General features: G+C 53.5%; 15 protein-coding genes. 10 read left to right on the top strand and 5 right to left on the bottom strand.

Going from position 1 to position 20,596, the window contains the following annotated elements; genetic code table 11:
- Nucleotides 1-3 precede the first annotated feature (3 nt).
- On the bottom strand, nt 4-597 hold the full coding sequence (yhgN, locus tag JTI98_RS03480) for an NAAT family transporter YhgN (RefSeq protein WP_042998459.1): 594 nt from the start codon (nt 595-597) through the stop codon (nt 4-6).
- 190 nt (nt 598-787) lie between these two features.
- Between yhgN and asd the strand changes: the two genes are divergently transcribed.
- The 7 genes from asd (at nt 788) to JTI98_RS03445 (ending at nt 12,415) form a co-directional block, all read left to right on the top strand.
- Entirely contained in the window at nt 788-1,894 is a 1,107-nt protein-coding gene (asd, locus tag JTI98_RS03475; protein ID WP_042998458.1) for an aspartate-semialdehyde dehydrogenase, read from the top strand.
- Nucleotides 1,895-2,161: 267 nt separating this feature from the next.
- Nucleotides 2,162-4,348, top strand: coding sequence for a 1,4-alpha-glucan branching enzyme (gene glgB / locus JTI98_RS03470; RefSeq protein WP_192502999.1), 2,187 nt, complete (start codon nt 2,162-2,164; stop codon nt 4,346-4,348).
- Entirely contained in the window at nt 4,345-6,318 is a 1,974-nt protein-coding gene (glgX, locus tag JTI98_RS03465) for a glycogen debranching protein GlgX (protein WP_216081922.1), read from the top strand. The genes glgB and glgX overlap by 4 nt, the downstream gene beginning before the upstream one ends.
- A gap of 17 nt (nt 6,319-6,335) precedes the next feature.
- Nucleotides 6,336-7,628 (top strand): glucose-1-phosphate adenylyltransferase, encoded by a 1,293-nt coding sequence (gene glgC / locus JTI98_RS03460; RefSeq protein WP_042998455.1) that lies wholly within the window; start codon nt 6,336-6,338, stop codon nt 7,626-7,628.
- 2 nt (nt 7,629-7,630) lie between these two features.
- Nucleotides 7,631-9,064, top strand: a complete 1,434-nt coding sequence (glgA, locus tag JTI98_RS03455; protein WP_042322968.1) for a glycogen synthase GlgA — start codon at nt 7,631-7,633, stop codon at nt 9,062-9,064.
- Between the two features lie 19 nt (nt 9,065-9,083).
- A complete protein-coding gene (gene glgP / locus JTI98_RS03450) occupies nt 9,084-11,531 on the top strand; it encodes a glycogen phosphorylase (RefSeq protein ID WP_044263852.1) in 2,448 nt (815 codons plus the stop codon).
- A 128-nt stretch (nt 11,532-11,659) separates the two neighbouring features.
- Complete coding sequence (locus JTI98_RS03445) at nt 11,660-12,415, top strand: IclR family transcriptional regulator (protein WP_216081921.1); 756 nt, start codon at nt 11,660-11,662, stop codon at nt 12,413-12,415.
- Nucleotides 12,416-12,464: 49 nt separating this feature from the next.
- Here JTI98_RS03445 and JTI98_RS03440 read toward each other — a convergent pair whose 3' ends face one another.
- From JTI98_RS03440 to glpD, 4 genes are all read right to left on the bottom strand, one after another.
- Nucleotides 12,465-13,370, bottom strand: a complete 906-nt coding sequence (locus tag JTI98_RS03440) for a dihydrodipicolinate synthase family protein (RefSeq protein WP_187251212.1) — start codon at nt 13,368-13,370, stop codon at nt 12,465-12,467.
- Between the two features lie 53 nt (nt 13,371-13,423).
- Entirely contained in the window at nt 13,424-15,139 is a 1,716-nt protein-coding gene (gene ilvD / locus JTI98_RS03435) for a dihydroxy-acid dehydratase (protein WP_058587462.1), read from the bottom strand.
- A complete protein-coding gene (locus tag JTI98_RS03430) occupies nt 15,136-16,467 on the bottom strand; it encodes an MFS transporter (RefSeq protein WP_058587463.1) in 1,332 nt (443 codons plus the stop codon). Before JTI98_RS03430 ends, ilvD begins: the two co-directional genes overlap by 4 nt.
- A gap of 409 nt (nt 16,468-16,876) precedes the next feature.
- Nucleotides 16,877-18,385 (bottom strand): glycerol-3-phosphate dehydrogenase, encoded by a 1,509-nt coding sequence (gene glpD, locus JTI98_RS03425; protein ID WP_042998450.1) that lies wholly within the window; start codon nt 18,383-18,385, stop codon nt 16,877-16,879.
- Nucleotides 18,386-18,582: 197 nt separating this feature from the next.
- Between glpD and glpE the strand changes: the two genes are divergently transcribed.
- The 3 genes from glpE (at nt 18,583) to JTI98_RS03410 (ending at nt 20,594) form a co-directional block, all read left to right on the top strand.
- Nucleotides 18,583-18,915 (top strand): thiosulfate sulfurtransferase GlpE, encoded by a 333-nt coding sequence (gene glpE / locus JTI98_RS03420; RefSeq protein ID WP_044327375.1) that lies wholly within the window; start codon nt 18,583-18,585, stop codon nt 18,913-18,915.
- Between the two features lie 74 nt (nt 18,916-18,989).
- Nucleotides 18,990-19,820, top strand: coding sequence for a rhomboid family intramembrane serine protease GlpG (glpG, locus tag JTI98_RS03415; RefSeq protein WP_042998448.1), 831 nt, complete (start codon nt 18,990-18,992; stop codon nt 19,818-19,820).
- Between the two features lie 15 nt (nt 19,821-19,835).
- A complete protein-coding gene (locus JTI98_RS03410) occupies nt 19,836-20,594 on the top strand; it encodes a DeoR/GlpR family transcriptional regulator (RefSeq protein WP_044253528.1) in 759 nt (252 codons plus the stop codon).
- Nucleotides 20,595-20,596 lie beyond the last annotated feature (2 nt).

Below are 20,596 nucleotides of genomic sequence, written 5' to 3'. Positions count from 1 at the left end.
GTTTTATCCCTTCATCCACATCCGGATACCGTCCAGGAACATCTGGGTCGCCATCATCACCAGAATCAATCCCATCAGGCGTTCCAGCGCATTTACCCCTTTCTCACCCAGCAGACGCAGAAACAGCGACGACTGCAGCAGAATCACAAACGTACCGCCCCAGGCCAGCAGCAAGGCAATCACCAGATGCCCCATTTGATTCGGATATTGATGCGATAACAACATCAGCGTGGCCAGAATCGTTGGGCCGGCAACTAACGGGATCGCCAGCGGGACAATAAAGGGCTCTTCGCCTGCCGGAAGGCCTGCGCTGTTTCCGGTGGCGCTGGGGAAAATCATCTTGATGGCAATCAGGAACAGAATAATGCCCCCGGATATTGAAACCGTTTCGGCTCGCAAATTCAGGAATGCGAGAATTTTCTCGCCCGCGAAAAGGAAAATCAGCATCAGTAACAGCGCAATGAACAGCTCGCGCACCATGATTGCCCGACGCCGCTTCGGTTCGGTATGTTTCAGTACGGACATGAAAATGGGCAAATTACCGAGCGGATCCATAATCAGGATCAATAAAACGGCTGCAGAAATGATTTCATTCATAACTCAAATTCCCTGATAATTGCCTCGGACTTTCTGCTCGCTTAAGCAGCGGGATAAGTCGCATTTCTGATGGCATCGCTATCATTGATTAAATTCACTTGCGACTTTGGCTGCTTTTTGTATGGTGAAGGATGAGCCAGTAGGACACTGGTCAGCATACACAGCACACATCTTTGCAGGAAAAAACGCTATGAAAAATGTTGGTTTTATCGGCTGGCGCGGTATGGTCGGCTCTGTTCTCATGCAACGCATGGTTGAAGAGCGCGACTTCGACGCCATTCGCCCTGTTTTCTTTTCAACTTCTCAGCTTGGGCAGGCCGCGCCGACGTTCGGCGGTACCTCGACCGGCACACTTCAGGACGCTTTCGATCTGGACGCGCTGAAAGCGCTCGATATCATTGTGACCTGTCAGGGCGGCGATTATACCAACGAAATCTATCCAAAGCTTCGTGAAAGCGGATGGCAGGGTTACTGGATTGACGCGGCCTCTTCGCTGCGCATGAAAGATGACGCTATCATTATCCTCGACCCGGTTAACCAGGATGTTATCACCCGGGGTCTGAACAACGGGATTAAAACCTTCGTCGGCGGTAACTGTACCGTTAGCCTGATGCTGATGTCGCTCGGCGGTCTGTTTGCCCATGACCTGGTGGACTGGGTGTCGGTCGCGACCTACCAGGCGGCCTCCGGCGGCGGCGCGCGTCATATGCGCGAACTGCTCAACCAGATGGGCCAGTTGCATAACTACGTCGCTGATGAACTGGCAACGCCTTCCTCCGCTATTCTCGATATCGAACGCAAAGTTACCCAACTGACTCGTAGCGGCGAACTGCCGGTAGATAACTTTGGCGTCCCGCTGGCAGGTAGCCTGATTCCGTGGATTGACAAACAGCTTGATAACGGCCAGAGCCGCGAAGAGTGGAAAGGCCAGGCGGAAACTAACAAAATCCTTGATACCTCATCCGTCATTCCGGTCGATGGCCTGTGCGTGCGCGTTGGCGCGCTGCGTTGCCACAGCCAGGCGTTCACTATCAAACTGAAAAAAGACGTTTCCATTCCGACCGTGGAAGAACTGCTGGCGGCTCACAATCCGTGGGCGAAAGTGGTGCCAAACGATCGGGATATCACCATGCGTGAGTTAACCCCAGCGGCCGTTACCGGCACGTTGACCACGCCAGTTGGCCGTCTGCGTAAGCTGAACATGGGACCGGAGTTCCTGTCAGCCTTTACGGTAGGCGACCAGTTGCTCTGGGGGGCTGCAGAGCCGTTGCGACGTATGTTGCGCCATCTGGCGTAATCGCGTTGGTTTACAAGGGGTGCTGAGTCACCCCTTTTTATGCGTAAAAAAGGAGTAAACGCAAATGTATAGTCTTTATGCAGGAGTTAATGAAAGTGTTGGCTATTCTTTAAGGGTGTCCTGATCTCAGTATCAGGGCTTTACCTGAAGGTAGGACGGTGCAGAGAGGATGCACAATTGTGCTGCACCGTTCAGGTCAAAAAAAGTGTCGCTGACTGATGTCGAAAATCAGTTGGAGGAGTGACACCAAAAAACAGGATGAAAACCATGTCCGATCGTATCGATAGAGACGTGATTAATGCGCTAATCGCAGGCCATTTTGCGGATCCTTTTTCCGTACTCGGTATGCACCAGACCTCAGCCGGACTCGAAGTCCGCGCGCTTTTACCTGACGCCACTGAAGTGTGGGTGATCGAACCTAAAACCGGGCGCAAAGTCGGCAAACTGGACTGCCTCGACTCACGCGGTTTTTTCAGCGGTGTATTACCTCGTCGTAAAAATCCTTTTCGCTACCAGCTCGCTGTTGTCTGGCACGGCCAGCAAAATCTGATTGATGATCCCTACCGTTTTGGTCCTCTTATTCAGGATATGGATGCCTGGCTGCTGTCGGAAGGCACCCATTTGCGTCCGTATGAAACGCTGGGGGCGCACGCGGACACCATGGATGGCGTCACGGGGACGCGTTTCTCCGTCTGGGCGCCGAACGCGCGCCGCGTTTCCGTAGTCGGACAATTTAACTTCTGGGATGGTCGCCGTCACCCGATGCGTCTGCGCAAAGAAAGCGGCATCTGGGAACTGTTTATCCCCGGCGCACAGCATGGTCAGCTCTACAAATATGAGATGATCGACGCCAACGGTAATCTGCGGGTGAAAGCCGACCCTTACGCCTTTGAAGCACAGATGCGTCCGGAAACGGCCTCGCTCATTTGCGGTCTGCCCGAAAAAGTGGAACAGACCGAGGCGCGCAAAAAAGCGAACCAGTTTGACGCGCCAATCTCCATTTATGAAGTCCATCTGGGTTCATGGCGTCGCCATACCGACAACAACTTCTGGCTGAGCTATCGCGAGCTGGCTGACCAGCTCATCCCGTACGTGAAATGGATGGGCTTTACCCATCTCGAACTGCTGCCGGTGAATGAGCATCCGTTTGACGGCAGTTGGGGTTATCAGCCAACGGGACTTTATGCGCCAACGCGTCGTTTTGGCACGCGCGATGATTTCCGTTATTTCGTGAACGCCGCGCATCAGGCGGGCTTGAACGTCATCCTTGACTGGGTGCCGGGCCATTTTCCGTCGGATGATTTTGCTCTCGCGGAGTTCGATGGCACCAAACTGTACGAGCATAGCGACCCGCGCGAAGGGTATCACCAGGACTGGAACACGCTGATCTACAACTACGGTCGTCGTGAAGTCAGTAACTATCTGGTGGGCAACGCCCTGTACTGGATTGAACGCTTTGGTATTGACGCCCTGCGCGTGGATGCCGTGGCGTCGATGATTTATCGCGATTACAGTCGCAAAGAGGGCGAGTGGATCCCGAATGAATTCGGCGGCCGCGAGAATCTGGAAGCGATTGAGTTTTTACGCAATACCAACCGCATTCTCGGTGAGCAGGTGCCGGGGGCGGTGAGCATGGCGGAAGAGTCGACGGATTTCGCGGGCGTCTCCCGACCGCAGGATATGGGCGGCCTGGGTTTCTGGTACAAGTGGAACCTTGGCTGGATGCACGACACCCTCGATTACATGAAGCTGGATCCGGTTTATCGTCAATATCATCACGATAAGCTGACCTTCGGCATGCTCTACAACTATACCGAAAACTTCGTTCTGCCGTTGTCGCATGACGAAGTGGTCCACGGTAAGAAATCGATTCTCGACCGCATGCCGGGCGACGCGTGGCAGAAATTTGCCAACCTGCGCGCTTACTATGGCTGGATGTGGGCCTTCCCGGGTAAAAAACTGCTGTTTATGGGCAACGAATTCGCTCAGGGGCGCGAGTGGAATCATGACGCCAGCCTTGACTGGCATTTGCTGGAAGGCGGCGACAACTGGCACCACGGTGTGCAGCGTCTGGTGCGCGACCTCAACCTGACCTATCGTCACCACAAAGCGTTACATGAGCTCGACTTTGACCCTTACGGCTTCGAATGGCTGGTTGTCGATGATAAAGAACGTTCAGTACTGATTTTTGTCCGTCGCGATAAGGTCGGGAACGAAATTATCGTCGCCAGCAACTTCACGCCGGTGCCGCGTCACGGTTACCGCTTTGGCGTCAATCAGCCGGGTAAATGGCGCGAAATTCTCAATACTGACTCGATGCACTATCACGGCAGCAATGCCGGGAACGGCGGGGCGGTCCATACCGATGAGATTTCCAGCCACGGACGCCCGCAATCCCTGAGTCTGACGCTGCCGCCGCTGTCGACAATCTGGCTGGTTCGGGAGGCGGAATGACGCAACTGGTTGCCGGTAACGCCACACCGCATGGCGCAACGTATGACGGACATGGCGTGAATTTCACGCTCTTTTCCGCCCATGCCGAGCGCGTTGAGCTGTGTGTGTTTGACGCGTCGGGCAATGAGCAGCGCTACGACCTGCCAGCGCGCACCGGAGATGTCTGGCACGGCTATCTGGCCGACGCCCGTCCCGGTCTGCGTTATGGCTATCGCGTGCATGGGCCGTGGCAGCCAGCGCAGGGTCACTGGTTTAATCCGGCTAAGCTGCTGATTGATCCCTGCGCGCGTCGCGTAGAGGGCGACCTGAAAGATGACCCGCTGATGCATGCGGGTTATGACCAGCCGGATCATCGTGATAACGTCGCCATTGCGCCGAAGTGCGTGGTGACCGTCGATCGCTATGACTGGGAAGACGATGCCCCGCCGCGCACGCCGTGGGGCAATACCGTCATCTATGAGGCACATGTCAAAGGTTTAACCTACCTGCATCCGCAAATCCCGGCAGAGATTCGCGGCACGTACCACGCGCTTGGTCATCCGGTGGTGATCGATTATCTGAAGCATTTGGGGATTACCGCACTGGAATTGTTGCCCGTGGCGCATTTCGCCAGTGAACCGCGTTTACAACGGCTGGGGTTGTCAAACTATTGGGGCTACAACCCCGTCGCGTTGTTTGCGCTGCATCCAGCCTATGCATGCTCGCCAGAGACGGCGCTGGATGAATTTCGCGATGCCGTTAAGGCGCTGCACAATGCCGGCATTGAGGTCATTCTCGACATTGTACTCAACCACAGCGCTGAGCTGGATCGGGACGGGCCGCTCATCTCCCTGCGCGGAATCGACAACCGTAGCTATTATTGGATCAGAGAAGATGGCGATTATCACAACTGGACCGGTTGCGGTAACACGCTCAATCTCAGCCATCCTTGCGTGGTGGAGTATGCCCTTGAATGCCTGCGTTACTGGGTTGAAACCTGCCATGTCGATGGTTTTCGTTTTGATCTGGCATCGGTGATGGGGCGTACGCCGGCGTTTAGCCAGGATGCGCCGTTGTTTACCGCCATCAAACAGTGCCCGGTGCTGTCCGGCGTTAAGCTTATCGCTGAACCCTGGGATATCGGGGCCGGCGGGTATCAGGTGGGGAATTTCCCCGCACCGTTCGCGGAGTGGAACGATCATTTTCGCGATGCGTCACGCCGCTTCTGGCTACAGCGCAATGTGTCGCTCGGCGAGTTTGCCGGGCGTTTTGCGGCCTCCAGCGACGTGTTTAAGCGCGATGGGCGCAAACCTTCCGCTTCCGTCAATCTGGTCACCGCACATGACGGTTTTACGCTCAGAGACTGCGTTTGTTTCAATCAGAAACACAATGAGGCAAACGGAGAGGAAAATCGGGACGGAACCGACAATAACCATAGCAATAATCATGGTAAAGAAGGATTAGGCGGCACTCTGGAGGTCGTCGAACGTCGCCGCGACAGCATTCATGCGTTGCTGACGACGCTTTTACTTTCTCAGGGAACGCCCATGCTGCTGGCCGGTGATGAACACGGACACAGTCAGCATGGCAACAACAACGCCTATTGCCAGGACAATGCGTTGACCTGGCTGGACTGGTCGCAGGCGAGCGGGGGATTAATCGATTTTACCGCCGCATTAATCAAACTGCGCCAGCAAATCCCGGCGCTGGTGGGAGACTACTGGTGGGAAGAGGGAGATGGCAACGTGCGCTGGCTTAATCGCTACGCGCAACCACTGAGTGCGGATGAATGGCAAAACGGGCCAATGCAGATGCAAATCCTGCTGTCGGATCGTTTTCTTATTGCCATCAATGCCGCGCTTGATACTGCTGAAATTGTTTTACCTGAAGGGGAATGGCGCGCTGTTCCCCCGTTTGCCGGAGAGGATAATCCGGTAATTACGGCTGTCTGGCCGGGACCTGCGCACGGACTGTGTGTGTTCCAGAGATGATCAAAAAGGAGTTAGTCATGGTGAGTTTAGAGAAGAATGATCGTTTAATGTTGGCGCGCCAGTTGCCGTTGAAATCGGTTGCCCTGATTCTGGCGGGCGGACGTGGCACTCGTCTGAAAGATTTAACCAACAAACGTGCAAAACCGGCCGTTCACTTTGGTGGTAAGTTTCGCATTATTGATTTTGCGTTATCCAACTGTCTTAACTCCGGGATCCGCCGTATTGGCGTCATCACGCAATATCAATCTCACACTCTGGTACAGCATATTCAGCGTGGTTGGTCGTTCTTCAGCGAGGAGATGAATGAGTTTGTCGATTTGCTGCCTGCTCAACAAAGAATGCAGGGCGAAAACTGGTATCGCGGCACGGCAGATGCGGTGACGCAGAACCTGGATATCATCCGTCGCTATAAGGCGGAATATGTGGTGATCCTGGCGGGTGACCATATCTATAAGCAAGATTACTCCCGCATGCTGATCGACCACGTCGAGAAAGGCGCGCGCTGCACCGTGGCCTGTATGCCGGTGCCGATCGAAGAGGCCAGCGCGTTCGGCGTAATGGCGGTCGATGAAAACGATAAGATTATTGAGTTCGTTGAAAAACCGGCGAACCCACCCGCCATGCCAGGCGATGCCACGAAATCGCTCGCCAGCATGGGGATCTACATTTTTGATGCTGATTATCTTTATGAGTTGCTGGAAAAGGATGACAGCGACGAAGGTTCAAGCCATGACTTCGGCAAAGATATTATTCCGACAGTCACCAAAGCTGGCATGGCTTATGCACATCCTTTCCCGTTGTCCTGCGTTCAGTCGGATCCTGAGTCCGAGCCGTACTGGCGTGACGTCGGAACGCTGGAAGCGTACTGGAAAGCAAACCTCGATCTGGCATCCGTGACCCCGGAACTGGATATGTACGATCAGAACTGGCCGATTCGCACCCACATGGAATCGCTACCGCCGGCGAAATTTGTGCAGGACCGCTCGGGAAGCCACGGCATGACGCTGAACTCACTGGTTTCGGGCGGCTGTATTATTTCCGGTTCTGTCGTAGTGCAGTCCGTTCTGTTCCCGCGCGTGCGGGTGAATTCATTCTGTAATATTGATTCGGCAGTGTTGCTACCCGAAGTCTGGGTAGGACGCTCATGCCGCCTGCGTCGCTGCATTATCGATCGTGCCTGCGTTATCCCTGAAGGCATGGTGATTGGCGAAAATGCGGAAGAAGATGCCCGTCGCTTCTACCGCTCCGAGGAAGGCATTGTGCTGGTGACGCGCGAAATGTTGCGCAAACTGCAGGTCAAACAGGAGTGAGAATGCAGGTTTTACATGTATGTTCGGAGATGTTTCCCCTGTTGAAAACAGGTGGTCTGGCAGATGTGATTGGCGCGTTGCCGGCGGCGCAAATCGCGGATGGTGTTGATGCCCGCGTTTTGCTGCCCGCGTTTCCCGACATTCGTCGGGGCATCACGGATGCGCAAGTAGTCAGCCGTCGCGACACATTCGCGGGCAGGATTAGTCTGCTGTTTGGTCATTACAACGGTGTGGGGATTTACCTGATTGATGCCCCGCATCTTTACGATCGTCCGGGGAGTCCGTATCACGATACGAACCTGTTTGCCTACACCGATAACGTACTGCGTTTTGCGCTGCTGGGATGGGTAGGATGTGAAATGGCCTGTGGGCTTGATCCATTCTGGCGCCCGGACGTGGTGCATGCGCACGACTGGCATGCTGGCCTGGCGCCTGCGTATCTGGCCGCGCGCGGACGTCCGGCGAAATCGGTGTTTACCGTGCACAACCTGGCGTATCAGGGCATGTTTTATGCACAGCATATGAATGACATCCAACTGCCATGGTCGTTCTTTAACATGCATGGGCTGGAGTTTAACGGTCAGATTTCATTCCTGAAGGCCGGTCTGTACTACGCCGACCACATCACGGCGGTCAGCCCGACCTACGCGCGGGAGATCACCGAGCCGCAGTTTGCCTACGGTATGGAAGGGTTGCTGCAACAGCGCCATCGTGAAGGGCGGCTTTCTGGCGTTCTGAACGGGGTAGATGAGAAAATCTGGAGTCCAGAGACGGATCTCTTGCTGGCGTCGCGCTATACGCGGGATTCGCTGGAAGAGAAGGCGGAAAACAAACGCCAGTTGCAGATAGCAATGGGACTGAAGGTCAATGACAAGGTTCCGCTGTTTGCCGTCGTCAGTCGCCTGACCAGCCAGAAGGGGCTGGACCTGGTGCTGGAGGCGTTGCCGGGCCTGCTGGAGCAGGGCGGACAATTGGCACTGCTGGGGGCGGGCGATCCGGTGTTGCAGGAAGGTTTCCTTGCCGCCGCTGCCGAATATCCCGGTCAGGTCGGTGTGCAGATTGGCTATCACGAAGCGTTTTCGCACCGCATCATGGGCGGCGCGGACGTCATTCTGGTACCGAGCCGCTTTGAGCCGTGCGGCTTAACGCAACTCTACGGGCTGAAGTACGGTACGTTGCCGCTGGTACGGCGTACCGGTGGACTGGCAGATACGGTGTCCGACAGCTCGCTGGAAAACCTTGCCGATGGCATCGCCAGCGGGTTTGTGTTTGAGGACAGCAACGCCTGGTCCCTGCTACGGGCTATCCGGCGCGCTTTCGTGCTGTGGTCTCGACCTTCGCTCTGGCGGTTTGTGCAACGGCAAGCGATGGCGATGGATTTTAGCTGGCAAGTCGCGGCGAAGTCATACCGCGAGCTTTACTATCGCTTGAAATAGATATTCAGGAATCATCATTATGAATGCTCCATTTACCTATGCATCGCCGACGCTGAGCGTAGAAGCGCTTAAGCACTCTATCGCTTACAAGCTGATGTTCACGATTGGTAAAGACCCGGTTATTGCCAATAAGCATGAATGGCTGAACGCGACGCTGTTTGCGGTGCGCGATCGTCTTGTGGAGCGCTGGCTGCGTTCTAACCGAGCCCAACTGTCCCAGGAAACCCGCCAGGTTTATTACCTGTCGATGGAATTTCTGATTGGACGTACCCTTTCCAATGCGCTGTTATCGTTGGGGATTTATGACGATGTCCAGGGCGCGCTGGAAGCGATGGGATTAGATCTTGAAGAACTCATCGATGAAGAAAACGACCCGGGTCTCGGTAACGGCGGTCTCGGGCGGCTGGCTGCCTGTTTCCTGGATTCGCTGGCAACCTTAGGGCTGCCGGGGCGTGGCTATGGTATCCGCTACGACTACGGGATGTTCAAGCAGAACATCGTCGATGGGCGACAGAAAGAGTCTCCTGATTACTGGCTGGAATATGGTAATCCGTGGGAATTCAAACGCCATAACACGCGGTACAAAGTTCGCTTTGGCGGACGTATTCAGCAGGAAGGCAAGAAAACACGCTGGCTTGAAACCGAAGAGATCCTCGCGGTCGCCTACGACCAGATTATCCCCGGTTATGACACTGACGCCACCAACACGCTGCGTCTGTGGAATGCGCAGGCCAGTAGCGAAATTAACCTCGGTAAATTCAACCAGGGCGATTACTTCGCCGCCGTGGAAGATAAAAACCACTCCGAGAACGTGTCGCGCGTGCTGTATCCGGATGACTCCACCTATTCCGGACGCGAACTGCGTCTGCGTCAGGAGTATTTCCTGGTCTCGGCAACGGTGCAGGATATCCTGAGCCGTCACTATCAGTTGCACAAAACCTACGACAACCTCGCGGATAAGATTGCCATTCACCTGAATGACACGCACCCGGTGCTGTCGATCCCGGAACTCATGCGTCTGCTGATTGATGAACATCAGTTCACCTGGGACGACGCGTTTGAAGTGTGTTGCCAGGTTTTTTCCTACACCAACCACACGCTGATGAGCGAAGCACTGGAAACCTGGCCGGTGGATATGCTGGGCAAAATCCTGCCGCGCCATCTGCAGATCATCTTTGAAATTAACGACTACTTCCTGAAAACGTTGCAGGAGCAGTATCCGAACGATACCGGTCTGCTGGGACGCGCGTCGATCATTGACGAGTCCAACGGTCGCCGCGTACGTATGGCGTGGCTGGCGGTGGTGGTGAGTCATAAGGTGAATGGCGTTTCCGAGTTGCACTCTAACCTGATGGTGCAGTCGCTGTTCGCGGATTTTGCGACCATTTTCCCGACCCGTTTTTGCAACGTGACGAATGGTGTGACGCCGCGCCGCTGGTTGGCGTTGGCAAACCCGTCGCTTTCCGGCGTTCTGGACGAGAACATTGGCCGCACATGGCGTACCGATCTGAGCCAACTGCATGAACTTGAACAGCACTGTGATTTCCCGCTGGTCAATCATGCGGTACGTCAGGCGAAGCTGGAAAACAAAAAGCGGCTGGCAAACTATATCGCGCAGCAACTCAATGTGGTGGTGAATCCGAAATCGCTGTTTGATGTCCAGATTAAGCGTATTCATGAATATAAGCGTCAGCTAATGAATGTGCTGCACGTGATAACGCGCTACAACCGCATTAAGGCCGATCCTGATGCGCAGTGGGTGCCGCGAGTGAATATTTTTGCCGGTAAGGCCGCATCGGCCTATTACATGGCGAAGCACATCATTCACCTGATTAATGACGTCGCGAAAGTCATCAATAACGATCCGCAGATTGGCGATAAGTTGAAAGTGGTGTTTATCCCCAACTACAGCGTGAGCCTGGCGCAGTTGATCATTCCGGCAGCCGATTTGTCTGAGCAGATTTCGCTGGCGGGGACAGAGGCCTCCGGCACCAGCAACATGAAGTTTGCACTCAACGGCGCGTTGACTATCGGTACGCTGGACGGGGCGAACGTGGAGATGCTGGAACACGTTGGCGAAGAGAACATCTTTATCTTTGGTAACACGGCGGAAGAGGTCGAAGAACTGCGCAGGCAGGGCTATAAACCGCGTGAATATTACGATAAAGATGAGGAACTGCATCAGGTACTGACGCAAATCGGCAGCGGCATGTTCAGTCCGGAAGAGCCTGGGCGTTATCGTGATCTGGTGGATTCGCTGATCAACTTCGGCGATCACTATCAGGTACTGGCGGACTACCGCAGCTATGTCGATTGTCAGGACAAGGTAGACGACCTGTACGGACGTCCGGAAGAGTGGACCGCCAAAGCGATGCTCAATATCGCCAACATGGGCTACTTCTCCTCTGACAGGACCATCCAGGAGTATGCTGACCACATCTGGCATATTGATCCGGTACGGTTGTAAGTCGTCATGTTAAAAAAGGAGCCTTCGGGCTCCTTTTTTGTGCGCGGTGATTGCGCATTGATATGGAATAATAACCGTCTGCTGGTGTATAGTGTCCGAGGAATTAATTATAATTAATTGATAAGTATATGAAAAAAATCACAACATCGATTCCTGCCCTCGACAAAATTATGCGCGTCTTCGCTTATCTGATGGAATGCGATGGCGCGACGTTCACGCAAATTCATCAAAATTCAGGAATCGCAAAAAGCAGTACCTCCTCTTTACTGACGGGCATGGTTGCGCATGGCTTATTGCGTCAGGAAAAAGACAAATATTATCTTGGGTTACGGCTCTACGAATTAGGCAATAAAGCCGCTGAACAGTACGATATTAAAAAAATAGCGCTGCCCATACTGGAAGAAATTCGTAATGCGACGGGTTTAACCTGTCATCTTGGCGTACTTGAAGGCGACTCTCCTATTTATCTTCTCAAGCTGGAAAGCCCACAGGCAATTGTGATCCGTAGTTGGGAGGGCAAGCGCCTTTCGCTGCACAGTTCTGGTCTGGGGAAAGTGCTGATTGCCTGGCTTAATTCGGAAGAGCTGGATGAGTTGCTGCCGCCCGATCAGGTTCTGACGCGCTATACCGAAACGACGATTACCGATGTGGATATCCTCAAGCAGGAATTAGCCGGGATCCGTCAGCGCGGTTGGGGCTATGATAACGAAGAAGATTCTTTAGGCGTCCGTTGTATCGCGGTGCCCATATTTAATGCCGAAGGGAAGGTGGTGGCGGCCTTGAGTGTGTCAGGCGTCGCGTTCCAGATCCCGGATGACAAACGAGAAACGCTTGCCATGCAGATGATGGATGCCAGTCGTCGCCTGTCGTCGCTGTTGCGCTAGTCTTTTCGCTGCTAAATGAAAAGGCGGGCGCTAAGCCCGCTGATGAGAGTTACAACCCGGCGCGCTGTAGAACCTTTTTCAGGCTGGTGATATGTGCCTCACTTGCCGGTTGCACTGGCGGCATGACCTCAACCGAGATATCAATGCCACTGAGTTGGATGGCTTTTTTGATAATCCCGAAGAAAGGCGTATCCAGACTGTAAATAGTTGATAACGCAGACAGTCGACGTTGCAGGCGAAACAAGGTCTCATATTCTTTTTCGCGCCAGGCACGATAAATTCCACAGGTTAACTGCGGAGCAAAGTTAGCAGTTGCAGGGATCCCGCCATTTCCTCCCAGGATCAACGTGTCCATCATATATTCATCGTAACCAGAGAAAATAACAAAATCAGGGCGAATCGGTCGTACGGTATTGATGATTTCGCGAATATGGCTAATGTTATCCACGGTATCTTTTATGCCAATGATATTGGGAATGTCATGTGCCAGCCGGGTAATTAAATCAATGCTGAGATCCTGGCCGGTAAGCGCCGGAAAGTTATAGAGAATAACCGGCGTGTTGATACTTTCGGCGACAGTTTTGAAATGGTGATAAATATACTCATCGGTCAGTCGTGCATAATAAGGATTGAGGACCAGTACGGCATCGACTTCCAGACTGTCAGCATGCCGACCGTAATCAATGACGTCTTGCGTGCTGGTACTGCTGATCCCTAACAACACCGGAATTCGATGATTGATATGTTGAACGCAAAACTCAGCGGCTTCCAGACGCTGCTCTTTTGTCATATGGCAGAACTCACCGCCGCTGCCAAGTAATAATACGCCGTTAACCTCGTTCGCAATAAGATGGTCAAGTAAGGTCGCCATCCCTTTCTTATCTAATTTCCCCTGGGCATTAACAATGGTCGGAACAGGCGGAAAGACACCGTTGAATTTTTCAGTTTGCATAATGATTTTATCCTTAAAAGCAGGTGGGCTGGCGATAATGCCGCCCACCAGGGACGTTATTTAATCCAGGCTCCCGCCATTAATGAGGTTGCGTTGGTCGTAAATTGCTTAAAGACGCCGCGTCGATTTGAATAATCCGGTTTTGTCCAGTTTGTCCGACGGCGTTCAAGACAGTGCTGAATTTCTTCTTCTGTTTTGTACTCACCATGAATACCCACAATGTTGAGCTTGCGCCCCTTGACGTCCATTTCGATGAGGTCGCCGTCTTCGACAAGCGCAATGGGACCGCCATCGGCGGCTTCCGGTGAAACATGGCCGACGCAAGGGCCGCTGGTTGCGCCGGAGAAACGACCATCGGTAATCAGGGCGACTTTGCCATCAAGACGTTTGTCGTAAACAATCGCGTCTGTGGTCATGAGCATCTCCGGTGCTCCCGAACCTTTAGCCCCTTCATAACGGATAAAAATGACATCACCCGGTTCGATGTGGTTATGAATAATGGCTTGTTGGGCATCCTCTTCCGAATTGAAAACGCGCGCAGGGCCGGTATGGTGGTGCATATCTGGCGCGCAGGCGGCATATTTAATGACTGCGCCTTCTGGTGCGATATTACCTTTTAACACGGCAATCGACCCTTTCTTGGTGGCGTTTTCCGGCTTACGAATCACCTCTTCCGGGCTGACCCGATAATTACTCAAATAACCGTGGTTGCGGGTAAAGAAACCGGACTGATGGAGCATTTCCAGGTTTTCCCCCAGCGTCCGGCCAGTCACTGTCAGGACATCCAGATCCAGATAGTCGCGAAGATACCATTGCACCATCGGCACGCCGCCCGCGAACCACATCATTTCAGTCACATACTGACCGCTGGGTTGAATGTTGGTGAGGTAAGGGATCTCATTGTTTATCTGGTCAAACAACTCAGGTTTCAGTTCCCAACCCAGTTCATGGGCGATCGCCGGGAGATGGATCATGGCGTTGGTGCTGCCACCGATGGCGGCATGGACCTTAATGGCGTTTTCAAAGGCGGCAGGCGTGAGAATTTTATGCGTCGTGATATTTTTCTCTGCCAGGTATAACGCCTGATGACCGGCGTTTCGCGCGATGCGGCGAATTTCCGCCAGTGTCGAGGGCAGCAATGCGCTTCCCGGTAAGGCAAGGCCGAGCGCTTCAGACATGCACTGCATCGTGCTGGCGGTGCCCATAAATTGGCACGCGCCTGCTGTCGGGCAACCGCACTGCTGCATGGCTTCCACCTGCTGGATGGCTATCTCGCCTTTCTTGAGTTTGGCGGTAATACCACCGAGATCGGACGTGCTCATATTCGGTGCCGGACGCATTGAGCCGCCGGGGATATGCAGCATCGGTAGATTCAGGCGCGCAGCGGCGATCAGATGCGCCGGGATCGATTTATCACAACTGGAGATCAAGATACCGGCATCGTATGGCACGACGGAAGCATGAATTTCGACCATGTTCGCGATAGCCTCACGGGAGGCTAAGATATAGTTCATCCCGTCATGACCCTGACCCCAGCCATCACAAATATCGGTCACGTGGTGACGAACGGCACGACCGCCGCTTTCGTGAATGCCTAAGACGGCTTCATCGCCCAGATGATTAAGATGAAAGCTACCGGGATGACTTTCGCCATAGCAATCATCCACCAGAACCTGCAGTTTATTGACATCTTCTTTGGTGTAATTCATCCCCAGACGCAGGGCGTCCAGTTGTGACCACAGGTCACGGGCGTGTTGGCATTTCTGACTCATTTGGCGATTCCTTCTTGTTTGAGTGACGTCTCAGGCGCCGATGCATGATGAGGGTTGCTACTGCCTGCAGGACGGGCAGTAACCGAAGGTAAACTGAACAGCAGCGCGACGGCGATGAGGAGTGCGGCAACCAGCACCGTCATCCCCGCCGTTTGTGAGAATGTGACGGTTAACAGGCCCACCAGATAAGGACCAATAAAACCGCCAATGTTGCCTAATGCGTTGATGGTGCCGCGTACGCCGCCCAGCACGTTGGGAGCGAAGAGTAATGGCGGTAATGTCCAGAACGGTCCCGCATAGGCCTGCAGGAAGAAGCCGCAGATGACCATCATGCCGTACGCCAGCCAGATGTTATCTTTCAACAGCAGGGAGAGTGCGAGACAGGCGGCAAAGCCCAGCAACGGAATTGCCGTATAGAGGCGGCGATTCATGGTTTTGTCGCACCATTTGGCAATGTAGTACTGACCGACGATGCACAAAATGTACGGTGCCGCAGTCAGTAAGCCGACGATAGTCATTCCGCTGCCGGTCAGGTGTTTAATCAGGTTTGGCATCCAGAGGGCGAAGCCGTAGAAACCAACCTGCACGAAGAAATAGATACCGATCAGTTTCCATAAGTTAATGCTGCTCAGAACATTGCGAATGCTGCTTGTCTCATCTGCGATCGTCAGTGCGCGATCGGCCTGCAGTTTCTGTTCGATCCAGGCGCGCTCTTTAGGATCCAGCCATTTGGCCTGATGAGGATGGTCAGAAACCAAAGGCAGCCAGACGAACAGCAGGCCGAGAGAAAGTAAGCCTTCGATGATGAACATTTCTCGCCAGCCATAGGTTTCGATCAGCCAGCCGGAAAGCGGCCCGGTGATGATTGAGGCCACGGCAAGGTTCATCTGGAAATAGGCAATCGCTCTTGCGCGTTCTTCATTGGGGAACCAGTGACCGATCAGCGCCAGAATAGCGGGATAGACCGCACCCTCAGCGACGCCAAGGACAAAGCGGATAATCAGCAATTGGGTTGGAGTCTGGACGAAGCCTGTCAGTAGCGCGAACCCGCCCCATGCGACGATGGTCCAGGCAATTAATTTCTTGGCACTGTATCGTTCCGCAATTTGACCGCCGGGAATTTGCAAGAAGATATAACCAATAAAGAAAATACCGGCGACCAGACCGGCAAACGAGGCGGTCATCCCCAGGTCTTCGTCCATTCCTCCCGCAATCCCAATTGCGATGTTCGTCCTGTCCATGTAAGCCACGATATAAACGAGGATGGTAGCTGGAATGATGTGCAGCCAGCGCCCTCGCGTAGTCGGTTTATCGAGTTCAATGCTCATTAGCGCATCCCTTAATAGTAGAGGTAGTTTGTTCTGTATATAGAACTATTGTTCTGTATGCAGATACTATGAGGGGATAAATTTTGAGCGTCAATTCCATATTCTCAGCAAGGTTATATTTTGTGATTTGCTTCATATCCTGCTGCAACACTCACCGGAAAGTGTTCTGGCACGAAAAAAAGAGGGTTGAAAACAAAGGGGAACGGCTGACTGGCTGATTCTGGTTACCGATTTTCGCCGGAAGAAGAATGCACACGTGAACAGGCAACGTATTCCATACGGGGAATGGCGGTGTTTTTTGAGGATTTCAGGGACGGGGAAGTATGTGTTTCGTCATCGCAGTGCGCGTTGTGCTGTAGAGGGAAACATAAAAACGCCCGATAGCTTGTTGCTATCGGGCGTGAGGAGATTACGATGCCAGTGAAAGCTGATGTTTCGCGACGTACTCCGCCAGCCACTGGGTCATGCGGGACTGCTGTTCGGCGTTGAGCCACATCCCTTCTTTGGTACGACGCCACAGCGCATCGTCTGCACGGCGAACCCATTCGTGGTCTACCAGATATTTCAGCTCTGCTTCGTAGAACTCATGGCCGAAATCTTCGCCTAAATCCGCGACAGAGGTGGCTTCGCCGAGAATCCACTCTGTGTTGCTTCCGTAGGTGCGTGAGTAATGGCGCGCCAGCGATTCTGTCAGGAACGGATAACGACGGCGCAGTTTCGCCGCGTAGTCTTCGCGATCGCCACCGATTTCACCGCCTGGCAGCACGCAGTCTTTGGTCCATGCCGGGCCAATGCCCTGATAGTACGACGACAGTTTCTCCATCGCGTGCTCGGCGAGCTTACGGTAGGTGGTCAGTTTACCGCCGAAGACAGAAAGCAGCGGCGCTTTGCCATTTTCATCATGAATATCCAGCGTGTAATCGCGGGTGATGGCCTGTGGTGAATCCGACTCGTCGTCGCACAGCGGACGCACGCCGGAATAGGTCCAGACGATATCGTCACGACCAAGCTGTTTCTTAAAGTGCGCGTTATAGACTTTCAACAGGTAATTGATTTCGCTTTCGTCGATTTTTACCGCTTTCGGATCGCCTTTGTACTCGACGTCGGTGGTGCCGATGATGGAGAACTCATCCATCCACGGAATAACAAACACAATGCGTTTATCTTCGTTTTGCAGAATGTAGGCTTGTTTCTGGGTATGGACGCGCGGCACCACGATGTGGCTGCCTTTGATCAGGCGAATACCGTATGGCGAAGGCAGATGCATACCTTCGTCGAAAAATTCTTTTACCCACGGCCCCGTGGCGTTGACCAGCCCACGCGCCTGCCAGGTGAATGTCTTACCGGTATCGATATCTTCGGCTTCGACGATCCACAGACCGTTTTCACGACGCGCAGAGGTTGCACGAGTGCGGGTTAACACTTCCCCACCTTTTCGCACCACCATCTGGGCATTGGCCAGCACCAGACGCGCATCGTCGACCCAGCAGTCGGAATATTCGAAACCGCGCACAATTTCCGGTTTCAGTACCGACTCTGCGCCAAAACGCAAACCGGCAGAACCCGGTAAGCTGGTGCGTTTACCTAAATGATCGTACATAAACAGACCAATACGAATCATCCATGCCGGACGCAGGTGAGGGCGATGCGGCAGGCGAAAACGCATTGGGAAGGCGATATGCGGGGCCATTTTCAGCAGCACTTCGCGTTCAGCCAGCGCTTCGCTCACCAGCCGGAATTCGTAGTGTTCCAGGTAGCGCAAGCCACCGTGGATGAGTTTAGAACTGGCAGAGGAGGTTGCGCACGCAAGATCTTGCGCTTCCAGCATCAGCACGGATAAACCGCGTCCAGCGGCATCTGCCGCGATACCGGCACCGTTGATGCCTCCCCCTATCACAATCAGATCTTTGGTTTCCATGCTGCCCTCGTGCGCTTTCGTTATGGCTCATAAATGTTCGTTATCGAGCATAATAGCAAAGAAACGCTCCATTGGTAACATCGAATAAACAATTTACAGTGATACATATAACATTATGGCGTTTCACTCCCATGGGGACGTACACTAACGGATAAAATGCCGAAAACGTTTCACCTGCACGATAAAGAAGAGAATGTATGGATCAGTTTGAATGTATTAATGTTGAAGAAGCGCACCAGAAGCTGCATCAGGGCGCGGCGGTACTGGTGGATATCCGCGATCCACAAAGTTTTGCGATGGGGCATGCTCCCCAGGCATTTCACCTGACGAACGACACGCTGGGCTCGTTTATGCGCGATCACGATTTCGATACGGCGGTTTTGGTCATGTGCTACCACGGCAACAGCAGTAAAGGCGCGGCGCAATATTTGCTTCAGCAAGGCTATGACGCGGTCTACAGCGTTGATGGCGGTTTTGACGCCTGGCATCGCCATTTCCCTGCCGAAGTGGCATACGGTTCGTCTTCATAGCCAACAAAGATGCAGCTTGAAATTAGAAGGGTATATATACTGTCCTCTTTTGTATGGATTAAGCGACAGCAACCATGTTGATGATTACCTCTTTTGCTAACCCCCGCGTGGCACAGGCCTTTGTTGATTACATGGCGACGCAGGGCGTTATCCTGACCATTCAACAACATCATCAAAGCGATGTCTGGCTGGCGGATGAAACGCAGGCCGAACGTGTGCATGCTGAGCTGGCGCGATTTATGGAGAACCCTGGCGATCCGCGCTATCTCGCGGCCAGCTGGCAGTCCGGTCATACTGGCAGTGGGCTGCGTTATCGCCGCTTCCCGTTTATTGCCACACTGCGTGAGCGTGCCGGTCCGGTCACCTGGCTGATTATGGCGGCCTGCATTCTGGTATTTATCGTCATGAATATCGTTGGCGATCAAACCGTAATGGTGTGGCTGGCCTGGCCGTTTGACCCATCATTACAGTTTGACGTCTGGCGCTACTTCACTCACGCCTTCATGCACTTTTCGCTGATGCATATCCTCTTCAACCTGCTGTGGTGGTGGTATCTTGGTGGTGCGGTTGAAAAACGTTTAGGCAGCGGCAAACTGATAGTGATTACGGTCATCAGCGCCCTACTGAGCGGATATGTACAGCATAAGTTTAGCGGCCCGTGGTTCGGCGGGCTTTCCGGCGTCGTTTATGCGCTGATGGGTTACGTCTGGCTGCGTGGCGAGCGCGATCCGCAAAGCGGAATCTACCTGCAGCGCGGGCTGATTATTTTCGCGCTGATTTGGATCGTCGCCGGATGGTTTGATTTGTTTGGGATGTCGATGGCCAATGGCGCACATATCGCCGGGCTGGCAGTTGGGTTGGCAATGGCGTTCGCGGATACGTTAAATGCGCGAAAACGAACATAGTTCCAGGGAATAACAATGAAACAAACACAACGACATGATGCAATCATTGAGCTGGTAAAAAAACAGGGATACGTCAGTACTGAAGAGCTGGTGGAGCATTTCTCCGTTAGCCCACAAACGATTCGCCGGGATCTCAATGACCTGGCCGATCAAAACATGATTCTGCGTCATCACGGTGGCGCGGCGCTACCGTCCAGTTCCGTCAACACACCGTGGCACGATCGTAAAGCCACGCAGACGGCGGAAAAAGAGCGTATTGCGCGTAAAGTTGCCTCGCAGATCCCTAACGGTTCAACGCTGTTTATTGATATCGGGACCACGCCCGAGGCGGTGGCGTACGCGCTACTCGACCACAGCAATTTACGTATTGTGACCAACAACCTCAACGTGGCGAACACGCTGATGGTAAAAGAGGATTTTCGCATTATTCTCGCGGGTGGTGAACTTCGCAGCCGGGACGGCGGTATTATTGGCGAAGCGACGCTCGACTTTATTTCTCAGTTCCGCCTGGACTTCGGCATTCTGGGGATCAGCGGCATCGACAGTGACGGCTCGCTGCTGGAATTCGACTATCACGAGGTGCGTACCAAGCGCGCAATTATTGAGAATTCCCGCCACGTCATACTGGTGACGGATCATTCGAAGTTTGGCCGTAATGCGATGGTGAATATGGGCAGTATCAGTCTGGTGGATGCGGTATATACCGATGCTCTGCCACCAGCAGGGGTAATGAAGGTGATCACCGATAACCATATTCAACTGGAACTGTGCTAAAG

Origin of the sequence: Citrobacter sp. MGH 55, assembly GCF_016906145.1 — a bacterium.
Lineage (GTDB): Bacteria > Pseudomonadota > Gammaproteobacteria > Enterobacterales > Enterobacteriaceae > Citrobacter_A > Citrobacter_A amalonaticus.
The sequence above is the reverse complement of the archived record's forward strand: the minus strand, read 5'-3'. Positions and strand labels throughout refer to the sequence as shown.

What these genes read in the sequence shown, in the direction of transcription:
- yhgN (WP_042998459.1), bottom strand. Translation starts at nt 597, where the DNA reads ATGAATGAAATCATTTCTGCAGCCGTTTTATTGATCCTGATTATGGAT.
- asd (WP_042998458.1), top strand. Translation starts at nt 788, where the DNA reads ATGAAAAATGTTGGTTTTATCGGCTGGCGCGGTATGGTCGGCTCTGTT.
- glgB (WP_192502999.1), top strand. Translation starts at nt 2,162, where the DNA reads ATGTCCGATCGTATCGATAGAGACGTGATTAATGCGCTAATCGCAGGC.
- glgX (WP_216081922.1), top strand. Translation starts at nt 4,345, where the DNA reads ATGACGCAACTGGTTGCCGGTAACGCCACACCGCATGGCGCAACGTAT.
- glgC (WP_042998455.1), top strand. Translation starts at nt 6,336, where the DNA reads ATGGTGAGTTTAGAGAAGAATGATCGTTTAATGTTGGCGCGCCAGTTG.
- glgA (WP_042322968.1), top strand. Translation starts at nt 7,631, where the DNA reads ATGCAGGTTTTACATGTATGTTCGGAGATGTTTCCCCTGTTGAAAACA.
- glgP (WP_044263852.1), top strand. Translation starts at nt 9,084, where the DNA reads ATGAATGCTCCATTTACCTATGCATCGCCGACGCTGAGCGTAGAAGCG.
- JTI98_RS03445 (WP_216081921.1), top strand. Translation starts at nt 11,660, where the DNA reads ATGAAAAAAATCACAACATCGATTCCTGCCCTCGACAAAATTATGCGC.
- ilvD (WP_058587462.1), bottom strand. Translation starts at nt 15,139, where the DNA reads ATGAGTCAGAAATGCCAACACGCCCGTGACCTGTGGTCACAACTGGAC.
- JTI98_RS03430 (WP_058587463.1), bottom strand. Translation starts at nt 16,467, where the DNA reads ATGAGCATTGAACTCGATAAACCGACTACGCGAGGGCGCTGGCTGCAC.
- glpD (WP_042998450.1), bottom strand. Translation starts at nt 18,385, where the DNA reads ATGGAAACCAAAGATCTGATTGTGATAGGGGGAGGCATCAACGGTGCC.
- glpE (WP_044327375.1), top strand. Translation starts at nt 18,583, where the DNA reads ATGGATCAGTTTGAATGTATTAATGTTGAAGAAGCGCACCAGAAGCTG.
- glpG (WP_042998448.1), top strand. Translation starts at nt 18,990, where the DNA reads ATGTTGATGATTACCTCTTTTGCTAACCCCCGCGTGGCACAGGCCTTT.
- JTI98_RS03410 (WP_044253528.1), top strand. Translation starts at nt 19,836, where the DNA reads ATGAAACAAACACAACGACATGATGCAATCATTGAGCTGGTAAAAAAA.